The sequence below is a fragment of the Cyclobacterium lianum genome (assembly GCF_900143075.1).
In the GTDB taxonomy this organism is placed as follows: domain Bacteria; phylum Bacteroidota; class Bacteroidia; order Cytophagales; family Cyclobacteriaceae; genus Cyclobacterium; species Cyclobacterium lianum.
The window spans coordinates 23,925-45,576 of sequence record NZ_FRCY01000014.1; the positions used below are offsets into that span (position 1 = coordinate 23,925).

General features: G+C 46.9%; 19 protein-coding genes. 13 read left to right on the top strand and 6 right to left on the bottom strand.

All coding sequences use genetic code 11. The annotated features are described in order from the left end of the window. Nucleotides 1-54 precede the first annotated feature (54 nt). Complete coding sequence (locus BUB19_RS18380; RefSeq protein WP_073096534.1) at nucleotides 55-1,152, top strand: acyltransferase family protein; 1,098 nt, start codon at nucleotides 55-57, stop codon at nucleotides 1,150-1,152. A 4-nt stretch (nucleotides 1,153-1,156) separates the two neighbouring features. Further along, on the top strand, nucleotides 1,157-3,016 hold the full coding sequence (locus BUB19_RS18385; protein ID WP_073096537.1) for a sialidase/neuraminidase family protein: 1,860 nt from the start codon (nucleotides 1,157-1,159) through the stop codon (nucleotides 3,014-3,016). 17 nt (nucleotides 3,017-3,033) lie between these two features. Here BUB19_RS18385 and BUB19_RS18390 read toward each other — a convergent pair whose 3' ends face one another. Continuing rightward, the gene (locus tag BUB19_RS18390; protein ID WP_073096539.1) at nucleotides 3,034-3,723 is read right to left on the bottom strand and encodes a hypothetical protein; all 690 of its coding nucleotides are present in this window, start codon (nucleotides 3,721-3,723) and stop codon (nucleotides 3,034-3,036) included. Next, nucleotides 3,720-4,778, bottom strand: a complete 1,059-nt coding sequence (locus BUB19_RS18395) for a hypothetical protein (RefSeq protein WP_073096542.1) — start codon at nucleotides 4,776-4,778, stop codon at nucleotides 3,720-3,722. The genes BUB19_RS18390 and BUB19_RS18395 overlap by 4 nt, the downstream gene beginning before the upstream one ends. A 224-nt stretch (nucleotides 4,779-5,002) precedes the next feature. On the opposite strand from BUB19_RS18395, the gene BUB19_RS18400 reads away from it, so the two are divergent. From BUB19_RS18400 to ccsA, 8 genes are all read left to right on the top strand, one after another. Beyond that, on the top strand, nucleotides 5,003-5,587 hold the full coding sequence (locus BUB19_RS18400) for a thymidine kinase (protein ID WP_073096545.1): 585 nt from the start codon (nucleotides 5,003-5,005) through the stop codon (nucleotides 5,585-5,587). Between the two features lie 11 nt (nucleotides 5,588-5,598). Continuing rightward, on the top strand, nucleotides 5,599-6,285 hold the full coding sequence (gene recO, locus BUB19_RS18405; protein WP_073096548.1) for a DNA repair protein RecO: 687 nt from the start codon (nucleotides 5,599-5,601) through the stop codon (nucleotides 6,283-6,285). A 195-nt stretch (nucleotides 6,286-6,480) separates the two neighbouring features. Continuing rightward, a complete protein-coding gene (locus BUB19_RS18410; protein ID WP_073096787.1) occupies nucleotides 6,481-7,461 on the top strand; it encodes an isopenicillin N synthase family dioxygenase in 981 nt (326 codons plus the stop codon). Between the two features lie 8 nt (nucleotides 7,462-7,469). Continuing rightward, entirely contained in the window at nucleotides 7,470-8,693 is a 1,224-nt protein-coding gene (chrA, locus tag BUB19_RS18415) for a chromate efflux transporter (RefSeq protein ID WP_073096551.1), read from the top strand. Nucleotides 8,694-9,606: 913 nt separating this feature from the next. After that, nucleotides 9,607-10,245: a cytochrome c nitrite reductase small subunit gene (nrfH, locus tag BUB19_RS18425; RefSeq protein WP_073096557.1), complete on the top strand. Its 639-nt coding sequence runs from the start codon at nucleotides 9,607-9,609 to the stop codon at nucleotides 10,243-10,245. 168 nt (nucleotides 10,246-10,413) lie between these two features. Beyond that, nucleotides 10,414-11,907 carry an ammonia-forming cytochrome c nitrite reductase gene (gene nrfA / locus BUB19_RS18430; RefSeq protein WP_073096559.1) on the top strand — a complete coding sequence of 498 codons (1,494 nt, stop codon included), beginning with the start codon at nucleotides 10,414-10,416 and terminating at the stop codon, nucleotides 11,905-11,907. A gap of 89 nt (nucleotides 11,908-11,996) precedes the next feature. After that, nucleotides 11,997-13,316 (top strand): hypothetical protein, encoded by a 1,320-nt coding sequence (locus tag BUB19_RS18435; protein WP_073096561.1) that lies wholly within the window; start codon nucleotides 11,997-11,999, stop codon nucleotides 13,314-13,316. A gap of 4 nt (nucleotides 13,317-13,320) precedes the next feature. Beyond that, nucleotides 13,321-16,446: a cytochrome c biogenesis protein CcsA gene (gene ccsA / locus BUB19_RS18440; RefSeq protein ID WP_073096563.1), complete on the top strand. Its 3,126-nt coding sequence runs from the start codon at nucleotides 13,321-13,323 to the stop codon at nucleotides 16,444-16,446. Between the two features lie 5 nt (nucleotides 16,447-16,451). Here ccsA and BUB19_RS18445 read toward each other — a convergent pair whose 3' ends face one another. After that, nucleotides 16,452-17,084 (bottom strand): hypothetical protein, encoded by a 633-nt coding sequence (locus tag BUB19_RS18445; protein ID WP_143156095.1) that lies wholly within the window; start codon nucleotides 17,082-17,084, stop codon nucleotides 16,452-16,454. Between the two features lie 241 nt (nucleotides 17,085-17,325). On the opposite strand from BUB19_RS18445, the gene nirK reads away from it, so the two are divergent. From nirK to BUB19_RS18460, 3 genes are read left to right on the top strand one after another with little or no spacing between them, the layout of a single operon-like run. Next, entirely contained in the window at nucleotides 17,326-18,807 is a 1,482-nt protein-coding gene (nirK, locus tag BUB19_RS18450) for a copper-containing nitrite reductase (RefSeq protein WP_073096789.1), read from the top strand. After that, a complete protein-coding gene (locus tag BUB19_RS18455) occupies nucleotides 18,804-19,592 on the top strand; it encodes a formylglycine-generating enzyme family protein (RefSeq protein ID WP_073096568.1) in 789 nt (262 codons plus the stop codon). The genes nirK and BUB19_RS18455 overlap by 4 nt, the downstream gene beginning before the upstream one ends. A gap of 15 nt (nucleotides 19,593-19,607) precedes the next feature. Beyond that, on the top strand, nucleotides 19,608-20,204 hold the full coding sequence (locus tag BUB19_RS18460) for an SCO family protein (RefSeq protein WP_073096570.1): 597 nt from the start codon (nucleotides 19,608-19,610) through the stop codon (nucleotides 20,202-20,204). 7 nt (nucleotides 20,205-20,211) lie between these two features. Here the strand turns inward: BUB19_RS18460 and BUB19_RS18465 are convergent, their stop codons facing one another. From BUB19_RS18465 to BUB19_RS18475, 3 genes are read right to left on the bottom strand one after another with little or no spacing between them, the layout of a single operon-like run. Further along, nucleotides 20,212-20,607 (bottom strand): group III truncated hemoglobin, encoded by a 396-nt coding sequence (locus BUB19_RS18465; protein ID WP_073096573.1) that lies wholly within the window; start codon nucleotides 20,605-20,607, stop codon nucleotides 20,212-20,214. Between the two features lie 30 nt (nucleotides 20,608-20,637). Further along, nucleotides 20,638-21,078, bottom strand: coding sequence for an RrF2 family transcriptional regulator (locus tag BUB19_RS18470; protein ID WP_073096575.1), 441 nt, complete (start codon nucleotides 21,076-21,078; stop codon nucleotides 20,638-20,640). Between the two features lie 9 nt (nucleotides 21,079-21,087). Beyond that, a complete protein-coding gene (locus tag BUB19_RS18475; protein ID WP_073096578.1) occupies nucleotides 21,088-21,567 on the bottom strand; it encodes a hemerythrin domain-containing protein in 480 nt (159 codons plus the stop codon). Nucleotides 21,568-21,652 lie beyond the last annotated feature (85 nt).

Below are 21,652 nucleotides of genomic sequence, written 5' to 3' on the forward strand. Positions count from 1 at the left end.
ATTATTACCCAATCTGGTATTAAATTGACTATCAAAAACACATAATTTTATTCTATGACGCCCACCACTACCCGATTGATCTCGCTGGATGCTTTAAGGGGTTTTACTATCGCTGCAATGATTCTGGTCAATTATCCAGGTTCCTGGAACCATGTTTTTCCGCCCTTATTGCATGCATCGTGGAATGGCCTCACCATGACAGATTTTATCTATCCATTTTTCCTTTTTATTGTAGGAGTTTCCGTCGCCTTTGCCTACACCAAAAGACTACAGGGCGGGTTCCCCAAAGAGGAAATGTATAAAAAAATCCTGGTCCGGTCCCTAAAAATCTTCCTTGTTGGTGTTTTTTTAAATCTTATCCCTGACTTTAATTTTTCAGAAATGCGTATTACCGGTGTGTTGCAGCGCATTGCTATCGTATTCCTGGTTTGTGCCTTCCTGTTCTTACATACCGACTGGAAAAAGCAGGTGTACCTGGCAGGGGGGATCCTGCTCTCCTACTGGCTTGCCATGACGCTGATACCCACACCTGATGAAGGAAAGGTCATGCTGGAACCGGGTAGAAACCTGGCAGCATGGATAGACCGTATCCTGCTTCCTGGCAGGATGTGGGAAGGAAACTGGGATCCCGAAGGCTTGTTCAGTACGCTTCCGGCAATTGTTACCGGGATCCTGGGCTTGCTGGCAGGTAAAATCCTGCTTGCCGATAACAACCAACAGCTCAAAGCCAATTACCTGATGGCCTTAGGCGTGCCCCTGGTATTGCTCGGCCTGCTTTGGGCCCAGGTCTTTCCCATCAACAAGCATCTCTGGACCAGCTCATTTACGCTGGTGACCGGTGGTACTGCCTTCATTGCACTTGGAGCCTGCTATTTCCTGGTGGATGTATTGGGAAAGCAAAAAGGAACCCGAGCGGGGATAATTTTTGGCGCCAATGCCATTACGGTATATGTACTTGCCGATATACTTTCCTTGCTATTTTACCGGGCTGAATTTGCCGGAACTTCATTGAACATGCACTTTCTGAATGGGCTTACCAGCAGCGGACTGCCCGCAAAGTTGGCCAGCCTGCTGTACGCCTTACTATTTGTCGGTATCAATTTTATTCCTGCCTATCTGTTGTATAAAAGAAAAATCTTTATCAAACTTTAAAGCCATGTACAAATTTGCAGCATCCCTGGCCCTACTTGTTGCCTTCTATGGCTCCTTTTCAATCCCACTATTGGCACAAACAGGTAGTCAGCATGAGCCTGTCCGATACATAGGCGGCAATAGCATAGATCCTGACCGACACGAGGGACGATTGCGCTATGCAGTAGGCGTGGAAAGCCGGCAAACCCTGCGGGTAAACAGGTCCCATCCGGAATACGCTGACGGTTACGGCTGGACATACAACCATGCCTCCAACCTGGCATACTGGGAAGGCAAATTTTACCAGCAATACCTGAGCAATCCAGTGGATGAACATATTGCGCCGGGCCAGACCCTGCTGGTCAGTTCTGAGGACGGCAGGGAATGGTCAAAACCAGAAGTGATATTCCCGCCATACCCGGCACCTGAAGGCACAAAAATACCTGAGGGTTACGATGGGTACATGATGCACCAGCGAATGGGTTTTTATACCAGCAAAAACGGCAAATTGCTTACTTTGGCTTTTTACGGGCATACTGAGGATCCTTTCGAAGAAGGTGGAATTGGCCGCGTGGTCAGAGAGATCAGGAAAGACGGCAGCCTTGGTCCTATTTATTTTATCCGATACAGTAGCCATACCGATTGGAATGCGCACAATACCGCTTTCTCCTTTTACCAATCCTCTCCCGATGCCGCATTCATCGAGGCCTGCGATGAATTGCTGGCCAATACCCTGGTGACCCTTCAGTGGAGGGACGAAGACAATGGAATGGACGGATTTTATAATGGAGAAAGAGGCGGTTCAGCTTTCTCCTATTTTACCAGGAAAGACGGAAAAATTGTCGGATTGTGGAAACGGTCCAGGGCTGCCCTGTCAGATGATGAGGGAAAGAATTTTACTCCCGCCGTGAAAGTACCTACCCTTACCATGGCTGGCGGCAAAGTTTGGGGCCAGAAGACCTCAGATGGCCGCTTCGCCATGGTATATAATCCTATAGATATTGACGAATACAGATACCCATTAATTGTCATCAGCTCGGATGATGGGATCATTTTTGATGATATGGTACTGGTACAGGGAGAAGTGCCTCCACGGAGGTATTATGGTAGATGGAAAGATTTTGGTCCCTGCTATGTGCGGGGAATTGTCCCGGGAAATGGATTGCCACCCGGTGACGCCATGTGGCTTACCTACAGTATGAACAAAGAAGACATGTGGGTAAGCCGTGTACCCACGCCGATTCGCCATGTGGTTAGCGGACCTGTAAACGATGATTTTGACCAACTAAAACCATCCGGTGTTGTACCCGAATGGAACATTTATGCCCCATTGTGGGCACCGGTAAACCTGGTGAATGACCCTGTACGCCCCGGACTGGCACTCGAGCTGAAGGATGAGGATCCATACGATTATGCCCGGGCCATAAGGATTTTTGAAACCGAAGAGGAAGTCCAGGTAGAATGGGCTGTAATGGTCTCTCCTGATAATGAGGGATTGCTGGAAATGGACGTGGTGGACCAATTTGGCAACCGGCCCATCCGAATAAAAATCAGCCCCGAATGTCAATTCACCTATATGGACGGGCATATTGAAAAAGAAATGGGAAGCCTGCAAGCCGGCCAATGGCAGAAAATCAGGCTTGAAATTGATGCCCGGCCTTTTGGCTCCTATAATCTGTACCTGAATGAAAAACCGGTCGCAGAAAATATAGCCCTGACCGAGGCCGTTAAATCTGTGGAAAGGCTTTCCTTTCGAACTGGTCCTTACCGAAACCTGCCTGGCAGAAAAACACCCAATGAGGACCCTGTCCCACCATTACCCGGTGCAGATGAAAAGGAAGCGTTGGGATTGTTTTATATCGACGATGTAAAAGTTTCAAAATAACCCTCCCTGCAATAGATTCAGGGTTTTAAGGGAAAGAATTGCAAGGTTTTTACCATTTTATTCCGCTGATACCAATCGTTATATACAAATTCCACCTGATCAAACACCTGCTCTCCAAAAAAGTGATCTTTATATTTGTCCAGCAGAGCTAAAATTCTTTCAGGTCGATTTACCTCCTGCTGAAACCTGACCACGGTGCTGTGCGCCGTGATCAGGGTATACCTTTTATCCAGTGATTGTTCCAATCGGGAACTCGAAAAAGCCGCTCTCAGATTATTCCGGCAGTGTTCCAGTTCACCGTTAATAGGAAAACCGCATATCAGCAGACAGGAGGGCGAAGCCATGACCCCCTGAAACCTGATCGGTATCTTCCTGACAGGATCCAGGGCCCGCCGGATCAGTGAAATGTAGCGGGGCAGATCGAGGGACTCGGTGCTGAACCCGGGGTAACAGGAAATTATTGGCATAACGGTCACATGGATATCGGTGGGAGGATAGTAATATTGATCCGGATCTATAGTTTTTACCGCCGCAATAAATCTACCAATATTTGTGGTTACTTCTTCATCAGGCCGTAACAATAGCGTTAAACCCCTTCTGCTATCCATCGAATCCTTCAGGGCGGAGTCGTAACTAAACCCTTCCCGGGCAATTTGCCTGAGGGCTTCCTCATGCAATTGGCTGTAGTGTGCCTGTAATACCGTCAATCTTCTTCACCGTCAAATTTGCGAAAAAGCAGTTGCAACAGCTCCTGTACTTCGTCTGAGCTGGCATCCCATTTCAGAGGCTGGACAAAGCTCTGGTTCATCAGGTTCACTGCATCGAAAAAACTGTCGGCTTGGTCCAACTCGTCCATCGCCTGGTCCAAAAGATCCTGGTTTCCCTGAAAAAGCCTTTTGGTAAACATGATGCGTTGGTTAATGCCCAGGCTTTCTCTAAGGTTACGGACACTTCCTTTCATGTAGGTATATTCCTCCGATTCAAATTTTGCCCAGGCCAGTGCCGGGTCAATTTCAGTGGCCACTGTACCTTCACCTTTATCCGGTTCATCAACCTCCGGCTGCTCGGCATCTGTCGGTTCCGCTACCGGATCAGCAGCCGGCTCATGAGCATTTTCCTCCCATGGAGCCACTTTTTTATCGGTCCACATTTTATTGGGATCAATCGGCACCTTTTCATTCAGGGGTTCGAAGAGACTATGGGCAGAGGACAGTGTTGATGAGTTCTTCTCAAAACTGTCCTGCAACTCCTCTTCCCATCGCGGTGTTTCGGGGTTTTCGGCCAGAGCTGATGCTACGGACTGCCAGACGGGCACATGCCATTTGATGTATTTTTTCTGTTCCTTGAAATATCCGCCTGGTTTGCCTTCGGGCTCATCCCAGTCCTGAAGAAAAAAGCCGACCGGGTCGGCGCCCAGGTGCAATGTTAAGCTAAGGGCCTTTTCCAGCAACGGCTCGAAATCTTCTCTCCTAATTTTTATGGCCCTGGACAGGGTATTCATAAAACGGACAAGGGCTTCTTTTACCGCATGGTCTCCATAGTCGAAATAGGGATTCCTGGCCATGGTATCCATTTGTTCCTGCCAGCTTTCGAAGAGAATTTTGATAACCATCAAATTCAGTTGACTGCATGCTGTAAGCTGTATGATTTCCTGTCCGCCGATGTATTGTCTGTCGGTAAAATATTCGTCACATATTTTCCTGGAAAAATCTCCCGAATACCGGTCAATATATGCCTGGTCTAAAATCTTGTAAACTGCCATCTGACTTGTTTTTTCCGTTAAAAGTAAAAGTAAAGTTAGGCATTTTATACGTACAAATAAAAGGCCTGATCAGGATGAACTGCGACCGATCTATCCGGCCTATTTTTATAAATAGGAAGAAATCCTTTAATTTCACCAATTGCAGTGGTTAGTTGTATCCTGTCCGGCTGCGTTTCCCGTATAGGGGTATTGGCAAAATCACATGATGATCATTTAGCGAAACGATGTTTTTAGAACCTCCATTAGGAAATCAAATTCAGTCCGGCCGGAAAGGTCAGATCGAAGTTATTTGTGGGTCTATGTTTTCCGGAAAAACCGAGGAGCTGATCAGGCGGCTAAACCGGGCCATTATCGCCCGGCAGAAAGTAGAAATTTTTAAGCCCTCCGTAGACATCCGCTATGATGAACGAAATGTGGTTTCCCACAATGAAAGCATCATCCGCTCGACTCCCGTGCAATTTGCCAATGACATACTCTTATTGGCAGGCAACTGTGACGTGGTAGGGATAGACGAAACCCAGTTTTTTGATGAACAGATCGTAACAGTAGCAGAAAGGCTGGCGCGTTCCGGTGTCAGGGTGATCCTGGCTGGCCTGGATATGGATTTTGAGGGTAAGCCCTTCGAACCCATGCCACAACTCCTGGCCGTTGCAGAATATGTGACAAAAGTACATGCCATTTGCATGAAGTGTGGCGACCTGGCCTCCTTCAGCTACAGGCTTTCCGCCGAAAAATCCAAAGTGATGCTCGGCGAGAAGGAAAGTTATGAGGCCCGGTGCCGGCGTTGTTTTTACGGAGAGCATGCATAAACTACAAATCCATGCTTAAGAAAACCTCAGGGATAGTAATCAGCTATACCAAATTCCGCGAAACCTCCATCATTGCCAGGATATTTACCCGGAACCTGGGCCTGAAATCCTACCTGGTAAATGGTGTAAGGAGCCACAAGTCGAAAACAAAAATGGCCCATTTTCAAACCCTGACGCTTTTAGACCTGGTGGTGTATGAAAAAGAAAATGCCAATATCAACCGTATCTCCGAGGTAAAGCTGTCCAGGGCCTTTCACCGCATACCTTTCGATTTCTACCGCTCAGGAATAGGCATGTTTATGGGGGAGTTTCTTGGTAAAATTATCTTTGACAATTACCAAAATGAGCAACTGTTTGACCACCTGTTCGAGGAAATTGTGGCACTGGACAGTGAAGCGTTTCAGCCCACAGTGTACCTCCTGCTGTTTTTGATGAAAACCTCCCGTTTCCTGGGTTTTGAACCAGCCGATGCAGCAGACTTTTATTTGCAACTACCGTTGGACCAGTCAGGCAAAGCCTATGAGGATAAAAGGATGAATCTGGACAGGCTCATGGTTACAACAGAAGCGCTTCCTATGGCTATGCCCCGAAAAATGAGAAGCGCATTAATCGATGACTGGCTGCTCTTTTATAAAATTCACATGGAGAATTTCGGAGAGATCAGATCACTTGCTGTGCTTAGAGCCATGACCCAATAATCTCAGGCATGAACCGCACTGGTTTTGATACCACTCGTCCGGTACCGTTATCCGGAATTCTGGTCGGGGTATTATACCAATTTTACTGCCAGTAAAAAAAAAACAATCAACAGCCAGTAATGCGAAAAATGAAAACCATAAGGGATGTTTAATTTTACATTTAAAAAATTTACCTTGCAGCAAACAAAACAGCAGATGAGCGAAATTTTATTTGACGAGATCCCATCGCTTGACCTGGCTGACTTCCTTTCCGGAGATCGGGAGAGGAAAGCAGCATTCGTCAGGGATCTGGGAGATGCCTATGAAAATATTGGCTTTGTAGCCATCAGGAACCATGGGCTGAAGCAGGCCATGCAGGATGAATTGTATGCGGCCATCCAAAAGTTCTTTTCATTGCCCGACGAGGTAAAAGCCAAATATGAGAAACCTGAAATCGGATTCCAGCGAGGCTATACTGGCAAAGGAAAGGAACATGCCAAAGGAAGAAACACGGGCGACCTTAAGGAGTTTTACCATGTAGGCCAACCCATGGATCTCATTCCGAATGACGATACGGTTATCGAAGATTATCCCCAAAATGTATGGCCGGAAGAAGTACCCGGATTTCGGGAAATTTCGCTGAAAGTATACCAGACCATAGAGGAAGCCGGTATACAAATGCTCCGTGCGATCGCCCTGAATCTTGATCTGGAGGAAACCTATTTTGACGACAAGGTCAGGTATGGCAACTCCATTTTACGATCGATCCACTACTTCCCCATAGAAAACCCGGCGGCGGTACCGCCGGATGCGGTGCGGGCGGCCGAGCATGGAGACATCAACCTCATCACCTTATTGATGGGGGCCAGTGCAGACGGCTTGCAGGTGCTGAGAAAAGATGGGAAGTGGATCCCGATCACGGCCTTACCGGACCAACTGGTGGTAAACGTGGGTGATATGCTCGAAAGGCTCACCAATAAAAAGCTCAAATCTACCATCCACAGAGTAGTCAATCCTCCAAGAGAAAAGATGAATAGCAGCAGGTACTCCATTCCGTTTTTTTTGCACCCCAGGTCTGAGATGGATTTGAGCTGTCTGGACAATTGCATCGGTGCAGAGCATCCCAAAGCCTTTGAAGACTGCACTGCGGGCGAATTTCTCGAAGAGCGATTAAAAGAGCTGGGCTTGAAAAAATAAACGGGCACATGACAATCATAAGGAGGGTACGGTATTACATTTATCTGAAAGATGTGCTCGTGCTTTCCCTTACCGCCTTTGGTGGTCCCCAGGTATTTCTGGCTATGGTCATCGACCTGATGGTGAAAAGGCGGGGCTATATTACCGAAAAAGACCTGCTGGAATTAAACGCCCTCTGTTTGGTCCTCCCCGGACCCACTTCCACACAGACGATTTCTGCCATAGGTTTCCGCATCGGAGGTCCTGCACTTGCTTACCTTTCGCTGCTGGTTTGGATATTTCCGGCGACCAGCCTGATGATAGCTACCGCATTTTTGATTGAGCACCTGCAAGCCAACACAGAAGGAGCCCTGGGATTTGCCAAATTTATCCAACCTATGGCCATAGGCTACATCATCTACGCGTCTCAGATCACCATCAAAAAGATGATCCACACCGTCGAAGCTGCCCTGCTGATGATGATTGCAGCATTTGTGGCATTTTTTTACAACTCCCCCTTTATCTTTCCGATTATGCTGGTCATTGGCGGCCTGATCACCACACATAATTATAACAAACAACCGGTCATCGAAGAAAAATCAAAAATAAGTATTTCGTGGAGCAACTTTATTTTGTGGGCCGGAGTGCTGATTGCAGCCGCTCTTCTGGGACATTACACCCGGCTATTACCGGTCAGGCTTTTTGAAAATTTCTATCGAAACGGAAGTCTGATTTTTGGTGGAGGGCAGGTATTGGTCCCCTATCTGTATACCGAATTCGTAGAATTTAAAAACTACCTGAGTTCGGAAGAATTTTTGACCGGTTATGCGATCTCCCAGAGTGTGCCCGGACCCACCTTTAGCATCAGCTCCTACATCGGCGCGCTCTCTCTCCGGGATATGGGGGCTACCGGTATGATCACAGGAGGCCTGATTTCTGCCGCCGGCATATTTTTACCTGGTACATTTCTGATTTTCTTTATCATCAGGTTCTGGGACGAACTAAAAAAATACCGCCCCGTACGAGCTGCCCTGGAAGGGGTCAATGCGGTAAGCTGTGGCATGCTGATAGCCGCTGCCTATCTGCTTTTTGAACCTTTGGATAACAACCTGTTTAACATCGCCGCTATCATCGGAACCTTTGCCTTGTTACAATTCAGCAAAATACCTTCGCCCCTGATCATTGTCATGGGAGTTCTTGCCGGCATCAGCTACCAGTGGCTGATGAATTCGACCATATGGCCTTTTGCATGACTAACATTAGATAGGGTAATTTGAGCGGCCGGTTTCAGTCCCCGGGTCAATCCTGCTTTCCAGTCGGTAAAGCACCAAGGAATTTTTACCTGAAAAAAATCAATCCAAAATATGATTTGATTCCCTTAGACAAATCTCAATGTCGCCGTTCCGGTAATCAGAAACGCTGAACTACCAAATTTTTACGTTTACCCTGGTATTAATCTTTTATTACTTTAAAAATAAGCTTCTAAACCCTTTAAAGGCCGGTTTTCCTGCAAAATCAATAGAATATTAGCCATACCTGAATCTGATATTGTAGTTTTTATGAATTTTAGTTTAATTATAAACCTATTTTTTCAATACTTGCAAAATTTTTATAAAAACTAGTTCATTTTTTAACCAAAAAAAAGAAGGATCTTGTTCAGATCCTTCAGGTTGGGCTTATTTTAAACTGACTAACAGCTATAATATTTTGGAAAATGGATTATTTTGAACTTTATCAACTTCCAAATTCTCTTAAACCTAATAATAATGTGTCACATAGCAATAAAAACGGATTAAAAATTTTGAAATAGTTTTTAACCGGTAAAGTCACCAGAGGTATAAGCAAGCCCGGACCGGGCATCAAAGGTGCTGATTTTTGTAATACAAAGCGGAGCACCCCGGCACCCTTCCGCGTCTGCCCAATTGTAGCAGGACTGATCTTAATGAGTTGCAGAATGAGTCCCTGCCATCTGACAGGTGGCCAAACAAGACAATAGCCTACCAGTCCGGACAAATGAAAAAATACGGTAGTATTCTTTTTCTCCGTGTAAAATTTGTGTAAATTACGAATGACGGCATCATTCAGATGACAAACCAGGGTATCCCAATAATTTTATGGCCTGTCATCTCACATCTGATAACTTGATATTTTAACGAAGGCACCGATATGGCTTTTGGCAATCAATTTAAAAGATTTCTTTTCCGGTACAGCCTGGTTCCACCGCACAATTGGAGACCCGCGGCAACGGTTCTGGTGGCAGCCATTTTTGGTTTGGGAATTTATCTTTTAAAATTGAGTAACGCTGCCTCCTATTTGTCCGATGATCCACAAGCCTGTGTGAATTGCCATATCATGACTCCCCAATACATCACCTGGAACCACAGTTCCCACAGAGAAGTGGCCCATTGCAACGACTGCCATGTACCGCACGACAACATCATCAACAAATATTTCTTTAAAGCCAAAGATGGGCTTTACCACGCTTCGGTCTTTACCATGCGGGCCGAACCGGAAGTAATAAAGGCGCGGGGTCCCTCTGTACGGGTCATACAAAACAATTGTATCCGTTGCCATGAAGACCAGGTCACTGATGCCAAATTATTGGGTTTTGTAGAAAGCCACAAAGAGAAACGGACTGACCGGACCTGCTGGGAGTGCCATAGGGAGGTACCCCATGGACGGGTGAAAAGCCTTTCTGCTACCGGGCACCAGATCGAACCCATTCGCGCCCATTCCCCCGAAGACCTGGAGATCATCCCAAAATGGTTAAAAGCTTCTATGCAACAGAAAAGTGAACAAAATTAAATGCTCAGGTTATGAAATTGACAGGATTAAAATCATCATCAATCAAAGGAAGCAACGATTATTTTAATCGTCAAAAATTCTCCGCCTACCTGGCGTCATCCCGGCGGGCCCGTCCGACTGGCGGTATCCGGGCGGGCTTCCGGCCATTAAAAATCAAATGATAAAGAGATGAAAAATTGGATGCTTTTTGGAATCACAGCGATAATCGTTTTTCTTTTGGCCATGCTTGCCTATACCATCATGGACCGAAAAACAGAAGCCCGTTTTGCGTATCAGCCAAAAGTCAGCCTTAAGGGCATTGAGCCCCGGGATTCTGTCTGGGGATTAAATTATCCCAGGCAATACCAATCCTACCAAAAAACGGCAGACACCACATTTAGCAGTCTGTACAATACCAGTGGAAAAAAAGACGTATTGGCAGATAATCCGGAGATGGTAATCCTGTGGGCAGGCTATGCTTTTAGCAAAGACTATACCCATCCCCGGGGTCATGCTTATGCGGTAGAGGATATCAGAGAGACACTGCGAACGGGAGCCCCCATGGAAGCCGGAGAAGGTCCCATGCCCAGCACCTGCTGGACCTGCAAAAGCCCTGATGTACCCAGGCTGATGAACGAAGTCGGGGTCAGCGAATACTACAGTAAAAAATGGTCGGATTTAGGCAGTGAGGTAGTCAATCCTATTGGCTGTGCAGACTGCCACAATCCGGAAACCATGAACCTGACCATTACCCGCCCGGCACTTATCGAAGCGTTTGAGGCCATGGGAAAAGATGTCAACCAGGCCTCCCATCAGGAAATGCGATCCCTGGTCTGTGCGCAATGCCATGTAGAATACTATTTTGACAAGTCTATACCCGGTAAAGAGGATGCGCAGTACCTGACCTTTCCCTGGAAGGATGGAATGGACGTATCTTCCGTAGAGCAGTATTACGACAATATTGATTTTGCGGACTGGGTTCACCCGCTCAGCAAAGCCAGAATGATCAAGGCACAGCATCCCGATTATGAATTGTATTCCCTTAGCGTACATGCAAAAAGAGGGGTCTCCTGTGCCGATTGCCATATGCCTTATAAATCCGAAGGAGGGCAAAAATTTACGGATCACCATATAGGTTCACCTTTAAGCAACGTGGAAAATTCCTGCTTTGTATGCCACAGAGAAAAACAATCGGACCTGGTGAGCGATGTGTACGAACGACAAAGAAAAATCAAAACCGGCACCGCAAAACTGCAACGACTCATCGCAATGGCACATATTGAGGCGGCGAAGGCCTGGGAGCTGGGGGCCGATGCCTCTGATATGGAAGATATTCTGAAAGGCATCCGGCATGCACAATGGCGCTGGGATTACGCAGTAGCCTCACACGGTGCAGCCTTTCATGCACCCCTGGAAACCAGTACCATCGTCACCTCAGCCACCGGCATCATTCAGGAAACCCGGATAAATCTAGCCAGGCTTTTGGCAGACCTGGGCTTCACACAATCTGTGGAAATGCCGGATTTTTCCGATAAGATCGCCTTGCAGGAATACATCGGACTGGACATACCTGCTGAAAAATCCGCCAAGGAAACATTTTTGGACCAGGTAGTGCCCCAGTGGCTGAAAGAAGGTAAAGCGAGGGAAGCCAAAATGGAAGTGGAGACAGTCAGTTCCAGGTAAAACAAGTAATTGGTAGAGTTTTCACCTTCCGGAACCTGGCGCATGAAATATGAAAGCCTGTTTCCGGTTAAATCAAAATCCTATAGCCCATGAACAAACCCTTACTTTTTTTATCAGCAATCAGCTCTTTGTTGTTTTCCCAATCGGTGTTCGGTCAATTCAAATTGGATGGGCAATTGATACAGCGGGCTGAATTCAGAAATGGTTTTAGCAAATTGATCCCGGAAAACCAGTCCCCGGCAGGCTTCATTGCACAACGCGCCAGGCTTCAGGCCAGTTACCAGTCTGAACCGGTCAACTTCTACATGAGTATACAGGATATCAGGGTTTGGGGCAACACCCCACAAGTGAAACTTACCGATACTTTTCTTTCGGTACACGAAGCCTATGCTGAATTACCCATCGGTGACAGCTGGAAAATTAAGCTGGGTAGACAAGAACTCAATTATGACAATTTCAGGTTTCTGGGCAACCTGGATTGGGCACTGCAGGCCAGGGCACACGATTTTGCGCTCATCAAGCAGGAACAGGGGAACAGAAAAATTCATTTTGGCGCCGGGTATAATCAGGATGCCATGCACCTTTCGGGAAACCTGTTCGAAACTACCAATCAATACAAATATGCGCAACTGTTTCGCTATGAGAACAAATGGGAAAAGCTGCAGCTTTCCATGCTTTTCTGGAATGATGGAAGACAGTACATTGAAAGAGACAATACCGGAACTATCATACAGGATGAAGTTTACCACAGGCAAACCATCGGCTTGCCCACGGTGAAATACCAGTTTGGCCAGACGCTATTGACCGGATTCTATTACCAACAATTCGGGAAAGACCCAATGGGGCGAAAGAGTAGTGGGTACGATATCAATGTGCAGGCCAGCCAGCAAATCCCGCTGAAAAGTCAGGGTAAAAAATTGAAATTTGCTGCGGGAATAGAAATTCTCAGTGGCACTCCGACCAACGATTTATCGGAAAACAAATCCTTTTCCCCCTTATACGGTACCAATCACCTTTATAATGGATACATGGATCTATTTTATGTAGGAGGAACCCATGAAAACAACGTAGGCTTAACAGATATTTACCTGAAAGGTCGGCACGACTTCAACCCCTCCTTTTTTATCCAGACCGACGCACATTTTTTTTCCAGCCAGGCGGATGTGTATACGAATTTCGTTTCCGGAGAATTGATGGATAAACGATTGGGTACCGAGATAGACCTTTCCTTTGGTTTGGTCTTCAATCAGGCCATATCGCTGCAGGGTGGGTACAGTCAATTTTTCCACAGTGATACCATGGAGCATATCCACGCCAACGGACAACTCAAAAACCTTCAAAACTGGGCCTATCTGATGTTGATCGTCCGTCCTACCATGCCGAATAAGTTTATAGGTATACTGTTTTGAGCCTATGAAATATTTTTCTCTTCTTTTTTCAACTAAAACAACCTTGCTGTTGCTGGTGATTTTCGCAGGATCCATGGGGCTGGCCACCTTTATCGAAAACGATCATGGCACCAAAGTAGCCCGCGGCCTGGTATACGAGGCCTGGTGGTTTGAATTGCTGATGCTTTGGCTGGCCGTGTGTTTTGTCAATCATATCAAAAAGTACCGCCTTTTTCATCGATCGCGCTGGCCGGTGGGTCTTTTTCACCTGGCATTTGTTCTCATCATTATCGGTGCAGGGGTCACCAGGTATTTTGCGCTGGAAGGAACCATGCACATTCGGGAAGGAGAGGAATCCGGCACCTTGTATACCAGTTCACATTACCTTCAGGTAAGACAGCTAAAAAGCGGAAAGACCTTTGAGAAACCCCTCCAATACATTGCGCAGAATTTCGATCCCGAAACCTTCGCCGTTAGATTTCCATCAGGACCGGAATTGTATGTGGGTCTGGATCGGTATATAGCTGGAGCGAGGGAGACTTTTGAGGAAGGAGAAGATACCTACATCGATATGGCTGTGGCGGTGGGTGAGGGTAGAAAAGATATTAAACTTAAAAAAGGAACCGAAATTCTTTTGGGCGAAATCATCCTATCAAGCAAAGAAAAATGTGAAAGCTCCATATGCATCCGAAAAAATCAGGACGGATGGTACATCCAAACCAGTGTACACCTTCAGGTCCTGGAAATGAGCAGCCAGCAGATGGGGGTGCTGCATGCCGGGGAGAAAGCCCCTTTACAGATGCGCAGCTTGTACCAATGGGAAGGTGGCGCATTCATGATCAAAGGAATTGAGGAGAAAGTCAGTCTGAATTATGTACCAGAATCCAACCCCGACCTGGCCAAAAACCTGCCCGACTATATTGCCTTCAGCGTATACGATCAGAATAGGGAGCCTATTGAGTCGGGCTTTATCAAGCTGGTCAGCATGGAGCCCACCTGGATTCCGTTCAGCACTCAGGGTGTAGATTACCAGTTGACCTATGGACCCAAAGCGATCGACCTGCCCTTCCGGCTCTACCTGAATGCCTTCGAACTTGACCGGTATCCGGGTAGCCAAAGTCCCTCCAGCTATGCATCCGAGGTAATGGTCATGGACGAAGGACAGGAATTTCCCTACCGGATTTACATGAACAATGTATTGGATTATAAGGGTTACCGGTTTTACCAATCCTCCTATGATGCAGACGAAAGGGGAACGATACTGTCGGTAAACCAAGACCGCCCGGGCACAATTATCACCTACCTGGGCTATGGGTTGCTTGCCCTTGGCATGTTCCTTACCCTTTTTGCACCCGGGAGTAGGTTCCGCTTGCTCAACAAAAAGCTTTCCAGCCTGAAAAACCGCCGGCTCTCCCTTGTGCTACTAATTGTGGCTTTTTCACAACCCGTTCATGCCAGGCAAAGTCAGCCGCTGGAACCAGCTCTGGTACCCCTTGAAAAAGCCGCCGCTTACGGAAAACTAATTGTGCAGGATATTGACGGCCGGATGAAACCCCTGAACACCCTGGCCCGTGAAATTACCAGAAAGTTGACCGGCCGGAGCTATTTCGAAATGGCAGGGCGGCGAAACGACTTAAAAATCAGTCCTGAACAGTTTTTGCTGGCCGTACAACTTGATCCGGAGCTGGTGAGTACACTGCCGGTAATCAAAACCGATCCAAAATCCTCCAGACAGATGTTTGAAGTATTGGGTATTCCGGCAAAGGAAAAAGTGAGCTTCAGAGATTTCATTGGCACCGATGGTGCTTACCTGCTTCAGGAGATGGTAGAAAAGGCAAACCGCCTGAAACCGGCTGAGAGAAACGAATCAGACAAGGAACTGCTCAAAACCGACGAGCGTTTCAATATTTTCTATGGGTTGCTGACGGGGGATTTCCTCCGGCTGTACCCCAACAAGCTGGACGAAAACCAAACCTGGTTTACGAGCAGTGAATTTGAGCAGGGGTTTACCGCCGAAGATGCGCGGTTTGTAGAGAATATAGGACGGCTTTATTTGTCAGGTTTACAAAAAGGCCTGCAAACCGGCGACTGGCAGGAAGCCGACGAGGCGTTGGATTACATGGCACTGTACCAGAAAGAAGCCGGTAAGGAAGTATATCCATCTTCCCGTATCATTCAGGCAGAATTGTTCTATAACCGGTTAAACCTGGGCACCCATCTCTTCGGCGCCTTCTGGATACTCGGAATCCTGATGTTGATACTGGGCATCACGCAATTGTTTTGGCAGCACCCCAAAATGCCCTCGCTCTGGAAGGTCGGCCAAATCTTCGCCTGGGCGGGCTGGATATTGTTTACTTTCCACCTGACACTAAGATGGTACATTGCCCGGCACCCTCCCTGGACGGATGGCTTTGAGATGCTGGTGTTCGTGGCCTGGGGAATTCTTCTCTTTAGCCTGATTTTTTCCGGCAAATCAAAATTTACCATACCGCTGGGATTACTATTTTCGGGAACGTTATTATTTGTAGCTTTCCTGGACTGGCTCAATCCCGAAATCACCAACCTGATGCCGGTGTTGCATTCATACTGGCTCAAGATACATGTAGCCATAATTGTCAGCAGCTATGCCCCGCTGGCCCTGGCTGCCATCATGGCTCTTTTGGCGCTTATTTTAATGATTTTTAAACCCTTACATCCTAACGAAAGGTGGTGGAAAAGCATGGTGGAATTGACCATTGTCAGCGAGCTTGCCCTGACATCTGGCTTGTTTTTGCTGGCCGTCGGAACGTTTTTGGGTGGAGTTTGGGCCAATGAAAGCTGGGGACGCTACTGGGCCTGGGATCCCAAGGAAACCTGGGCACTGATTTCAGTACTGGTATATGCCTTTGTCCTTCACCTGCGCCTGGTGCCGGCTGCAAAAAATGCGTTGGTCTATCACCTGGCGAGCCTGTGGGCTTTTGGCAGCATTGTCATGACCTCTTTCGGAGTAAACTACTACCTCTCTGGTTTACATTCCTATGCTGCAGGCGATCCTGTCCCGGTCCCAAAATGGGTCTATGTGGTAGTAGGAGTATTGCTGCTTATTTCTCTTCTGGCCACTATGGCCTTTAAGCGGTGGAACCAGAAGGAGCGCAGAAAGATCCTTGTCTGAAATTTTTAGTCTCCCTTGTACACCGCTACCCAATCCAGCCGGGAACTCGCCGGTGTACCTCCACCTGCCATGAGGTCGGTAAAACCGATTTTTGATACCTTCGAAAAATCTGGGTTAGCTACAGGTTTCCCTTCAACAATACGGCCTATATTCAATTCTCGCCAGGTCATTTCACCGATTTCAAACTCAGAAACGACCCAGTCGGGGGTTTCGCCCACCTCATCCTCACTGATGACCCAGTTCCCTGCATCCAACTCCAATATCATCCGGAGCCGATGAAATCCTGACTGGCGACTTCTAAAGCGTATCTTTCCTCCATTGCGCAGATCAATCCCCCCTTTTTTCCAGGAAAGTGCCATGGCCCAAGTGCCCTCACAGGTACCAGACCAAAGGTAAAAAGGATCATTTGGAATCTCCGGATGGTTGCTCTTTTTTAATTGATTTTTTGCATCTCCATACAGGTGTAACTCCAGCTCCTCATTTACCAGATGATCCTCGGTTACGGGCGTAGCGGCAGGAATCTCTTTAAAATCCTCCCGGAAAAGCAGTGAAGCCCCCGATTGCCCCCAGGCTAATGGAGCTGAGACGGACATAAGAACAGGCAAAAGCCCGGAGATAAGAAATCTTGAATGGATCATGGTTTCGGATTTGTAAATTCCTTTAAATAAAGCCCGAATTTCTAATGGGTCAAAATGAATGAAACAATAATTCATAGAAATTTAATTTTCCGGAAAAAGATGGTGCGTTTTAATGACAAAAATCATCTTCCGGGCTAATAAACGTTGGCTTACGGATATTTTTTCAGTTCTACTTTTACATCAGTATCAAACGAAAAAAGGGTGCCAAAATATGGCCTCTTGTTCAAAAAAACCTATACACATGGAAACGGAAATAAAAATTTATTCAAAAAACGGATTAAAATATCTTTTTATCCTTTTAATGGGCAGCATCTTACTTTCCTGTAACGGAGGCAAACTGGAACACCAAAACTATTTTTCCTCAAGTGCGGATAAATATGCCAACATAAAAATATTCGGCGAGGAACAAGCCGTATTGACAAGCCCTCCTCTGGTACCTCCTCCTGTTGGCAACCGACCCGCAAAAAAACTTTACATGGAAATGGAAATCATCGAAAAGGAAGCGGAAATGGCCGACGGGGTAAGCTACCTGTATTGGACATTCGGCGGAACCGTGCCTGGATCCTTTGTTAGAACCCGGGTAGGAGATTTGGTAGAGTTTAAAATCAAAAACCACCCGGACAATAAATTGCCACATAACATCGACCTGCATGCGGTCACCGGACAGGGTGGCGGCGCAGAGGCTTCATTTGTGGCCCCGGGGCAGGAAAAAACCTTTTCTTTCAAAGTGATCAACCCCGGATTGTATGTTTACCACTGTGCCACCGCACCTGTAGGGATGCACATAGCCAACGGTATGTATGGTCTCATCCTGGTGGAACCGGAGGGCGGTTTACCGCCTGTAGACAAAGAGTTTTATGTCATGCAGGGTGATTTCTATACCGATGGCAAGTTTGGTCAGCCAGGCCTGCAGCCTTTCAACATGCAAAAAGCAATCGATGAGAACCCTGATTATGTGGTTTTCAACGGAAGCGTAAATGGGCTTAATGGAGAAAATGCATTGGCGGCCAATACCGGCGAGAGCATCCGGATATTTTTTGGCAATGGCGGACCTAACCTCGCATCCTCCTTCCACGTCATTGGGGAGATTTTTGACAAGGTATATGTAGAAGGTGGCAGCCAGATCAATGCCAATGTGCAAACCACTCTTGTACCGGCAGGAGGTGCTGCGATACTGGAATTTGTAGCAGATGTCCCTTCCAACCTGGTACTCGTAGACCACTCTATATTCCGGGCTTTCAATAAGGGTGCATTAGGGGTGCTCGCAGTGAGCGGCGAAGAAAATCCCCAGGTCTTTGCGGGAGAGATCATGGAAGGCATCTACCTGCCCGAAGGAAGCGTGATCCAGAATATGCCAAAATCAGAGTTGGAAATTGAAGCGCCAACAGACCTGAGCAAAGCAGACAGGATCGAAGCAGGCAAGAAGTTGTACATGCAGGCTTGCTTTGCCTGTCACCAATCCAATGGAGAAGGGGTCCCCAACGCCTTTCCCCCACTTGCCCAGTCTGATTACCTGAATGCAGACGTCAACCGAAGTATAGACGCCCTGCTATACGGACTCTCCGGTGAGATCGAGGTAAATGGCAAGAAATACAATAGTATCATGCCCGCACAACAGCTAAGCAATGAAGAGGTAGCCAACGTTCTGACCTATGTCTACAATAGCTGGAATAATAACGGCAATCTCGTAAGTCCTGAAATGGTTAAAAACCGAAGAAAATGAAAGCCGTCATCTTGATATTGGCCCTGATACTACCTCTGTCCATACATGGGCAGCATCAGGAAATGGTACCTGTAACAGGCGGAGTATATACTCCGCTTTACGGTACCTCGAAAGAGCAGGTTCAGGTGGCTGATTTTTTCCTGGATGCCTTCCCGGTCAGCCACGCGGCCTATCTTGACTTCGTAAAGAAAAATCCGGAATGGCGTAAATCCGAGGTAAAAAGGATCTTTGCGGACGAACGGTACCTGGATTTCTGGGACGCAGATTTCAGCTTTCCTGAATCCCTCGCGCAAAGCCCGGTAAATCATGTGTCCTGGTTTGCGGCGCAAGCCTACTGCGAATGCCAGGGCAAGCGCCTGCCTACCGTAGATGAATGGGAGTTTGCAGCCATGGCCAGCGAAAACCAGAAAGATGCCCGCAGGGACAGCTTGTTTAACCTCGCCATCCTCCATAGCTATGAAAAGCCCAAAACCTACCTCATGAAGGTAGGGACTCAGAGTAGTAACGTATGGGGAATATACGATTTGCACGGCATGGTTTGGGAATGGACGCTGGATTTTAATGCCATTATCCTTACCGGCGAATCCCGCAATTACGGCAATACGGACCGCGGCCTATTTTGTGCAAGTGGGGCACTTGGTGCCAATGACCTGATGAATTACGCTGCCTTTATGCGTTACGCCATGCGGTCCAGCCTTAAAGCCCGAAGTAATCTGGCAACACTGGGTTTCAGATGCGCCAGAGACATGCATGCCGAACAGGGTCAAATAGCAATTGAAAAATAAAAAACATTGAAAGCCATGAAAAATTTAATGCTTATCTGCTGGCTGGCTGCGTTGCTGTCTGCCTGCAGCAACAACAGTGCTTCCGAAGAGAGGTCAATTGAAGATCAGGAGGAACTGCACGCAATGTCTATTTATCACCTGCCCTCAGATTGGAAAACCCATGAAGGCGAACAGATCGCCTTTTCAGACCTGAAAGGTCAGCCACTGGTAGTGGTGATGATCTATACTGCTTGTAAAACCGCCTGCCCCAGACTGGTGGCGGATATGCGGCAGATCGAAGAAAAATCCGCTTTGGCCGGTGCACGGCAGCCGCGGTATATTTTGGTCAGTATTGATCCACTAAACGATACGCCGGAAAGGTTAAAACAATTTGCCAACGCCAATCAGATGGAAGGAGACCAATGGCTCTTTTTACAAGGAACAACTGCGGGAGTACGAGAATTTGCCAACGTGCTGGCTGTAAAATACAAAAGGATAGATCCCATAGACTTCTCGCATTCCAATATTATCAGTGTATTTGATCAGAAGGGCGTTTTGCAATATCAAAAGGAAGGGTTAGGAATGGAAAATGATGAAATCATTTCAAAAATTGTGGAAATAAGCGGTACATGACGCCTGTCTATTTCAAGGGGTATATTTCATTTTTCCTGTAGTAATTTAATTTGGCCTGAAACATCAAGGCCATTTTTTCTGCCCGCCAGATTGCCTCTTTGGCTTTTTCTCCGTCAAACTGTTCCCGGATTGTTGCCTTAAAAAGCTCGAGCCAGCGTTCGAAATGCTCCTCATTTACCGGCAAGCTGGCATGCGGTGTAAAAGGGCTACCATAGTAGGTATGTTCCTCCAGCAAAATGGTCTGCCAAAACCGATACATCTTATCCAGGTGCTTGTCCCATTCTCCCTTGATACGCTCCTCGAAAATGGGTGCCAGCAGTGGATCCGATTTTACTTTTCCATAAAATGTATCCACGAGGATTCGGACCTGATCTATTCCTTCTATTTTTTCCTTTTTCTGCACAACTGATCCGTTTAATTGATGAATGGATGGTTATGAAACAATGGAATGCAGGCTGGCCTTGCCGCTCAATACCTCGTCCGCGAGTTCGCGTAGTGTTTTGGTTTTGAGCAATTCAGCCAGACCTTCTCTAATGGCCTTGTATTCATGGTGGATGGGGCAGGGATTGCTAGCAGAACATTGTTTTAAGCCCAGGCCACAACCGGTAAAGAGCTTATCTCCGTCGATCGCTCTCACCAGATCCATCAGGCGCAGGTTTTCCTGTGCAATGTCAATGTAAAAGCCCCCATTGGGACCCTTGGTAGAGCTGACAATATTTTGCCTGGCCAGGGACTGCAGGATCTTGGCGGTAAAATATTCCGGGGCATCTATTTCCTTGCAGATATCTTTAACGCCTAGTTTATTACCCTTTTTGCTTTGCGACCATATATAAATTACCGCCCTGATACCATATTCACACGCTTTTGAAAACATATATTCTTTTTATTTTACCCAAAATTGATCCTGCCAATTTTCATCTGTACCCTCATGTATTTGGTCTACCCGGTCCTTCATTTCCAGAAGTTCATCCTCCGTAAGCTCCAGTTGCATGTGTTGGAAAAGTTTCCGCTCTTCAAAACGAATATGAGCTTCCAGCACCCCCGCAAACTCCTCCAATAGCTCCCTTGCATCATCCTCCTGCGCCAGCAATTTACCCACAAGCAACCTTAAATCGGCATGTTGTTTTTCCACTTCCTTGCGCATCAGATCGTTTTTGGCCAGAAAGGAGAACACATATTGCTCCTCCAACTGAAAGTGAGGTTCCAGATGATGCTGATAAAAATATTCCAGGTATCTGAGTATCCGTCTGGTCTCTGTGTTGCGCTTCAACCCCATTCTTATTTTCCATACCAACAACAGCCCAAAATGGTGGTCCTTTGACAGGGGTACCAATGCCGGATGTCTTTTTAGAGGTTTGCCCATACGCCAGTCGATCTTTTCACTATTCCTGATTTGCGTTCAAAGGTAATCAGAATTTGATTAAAATAAAATACTATTTTATCTTTTA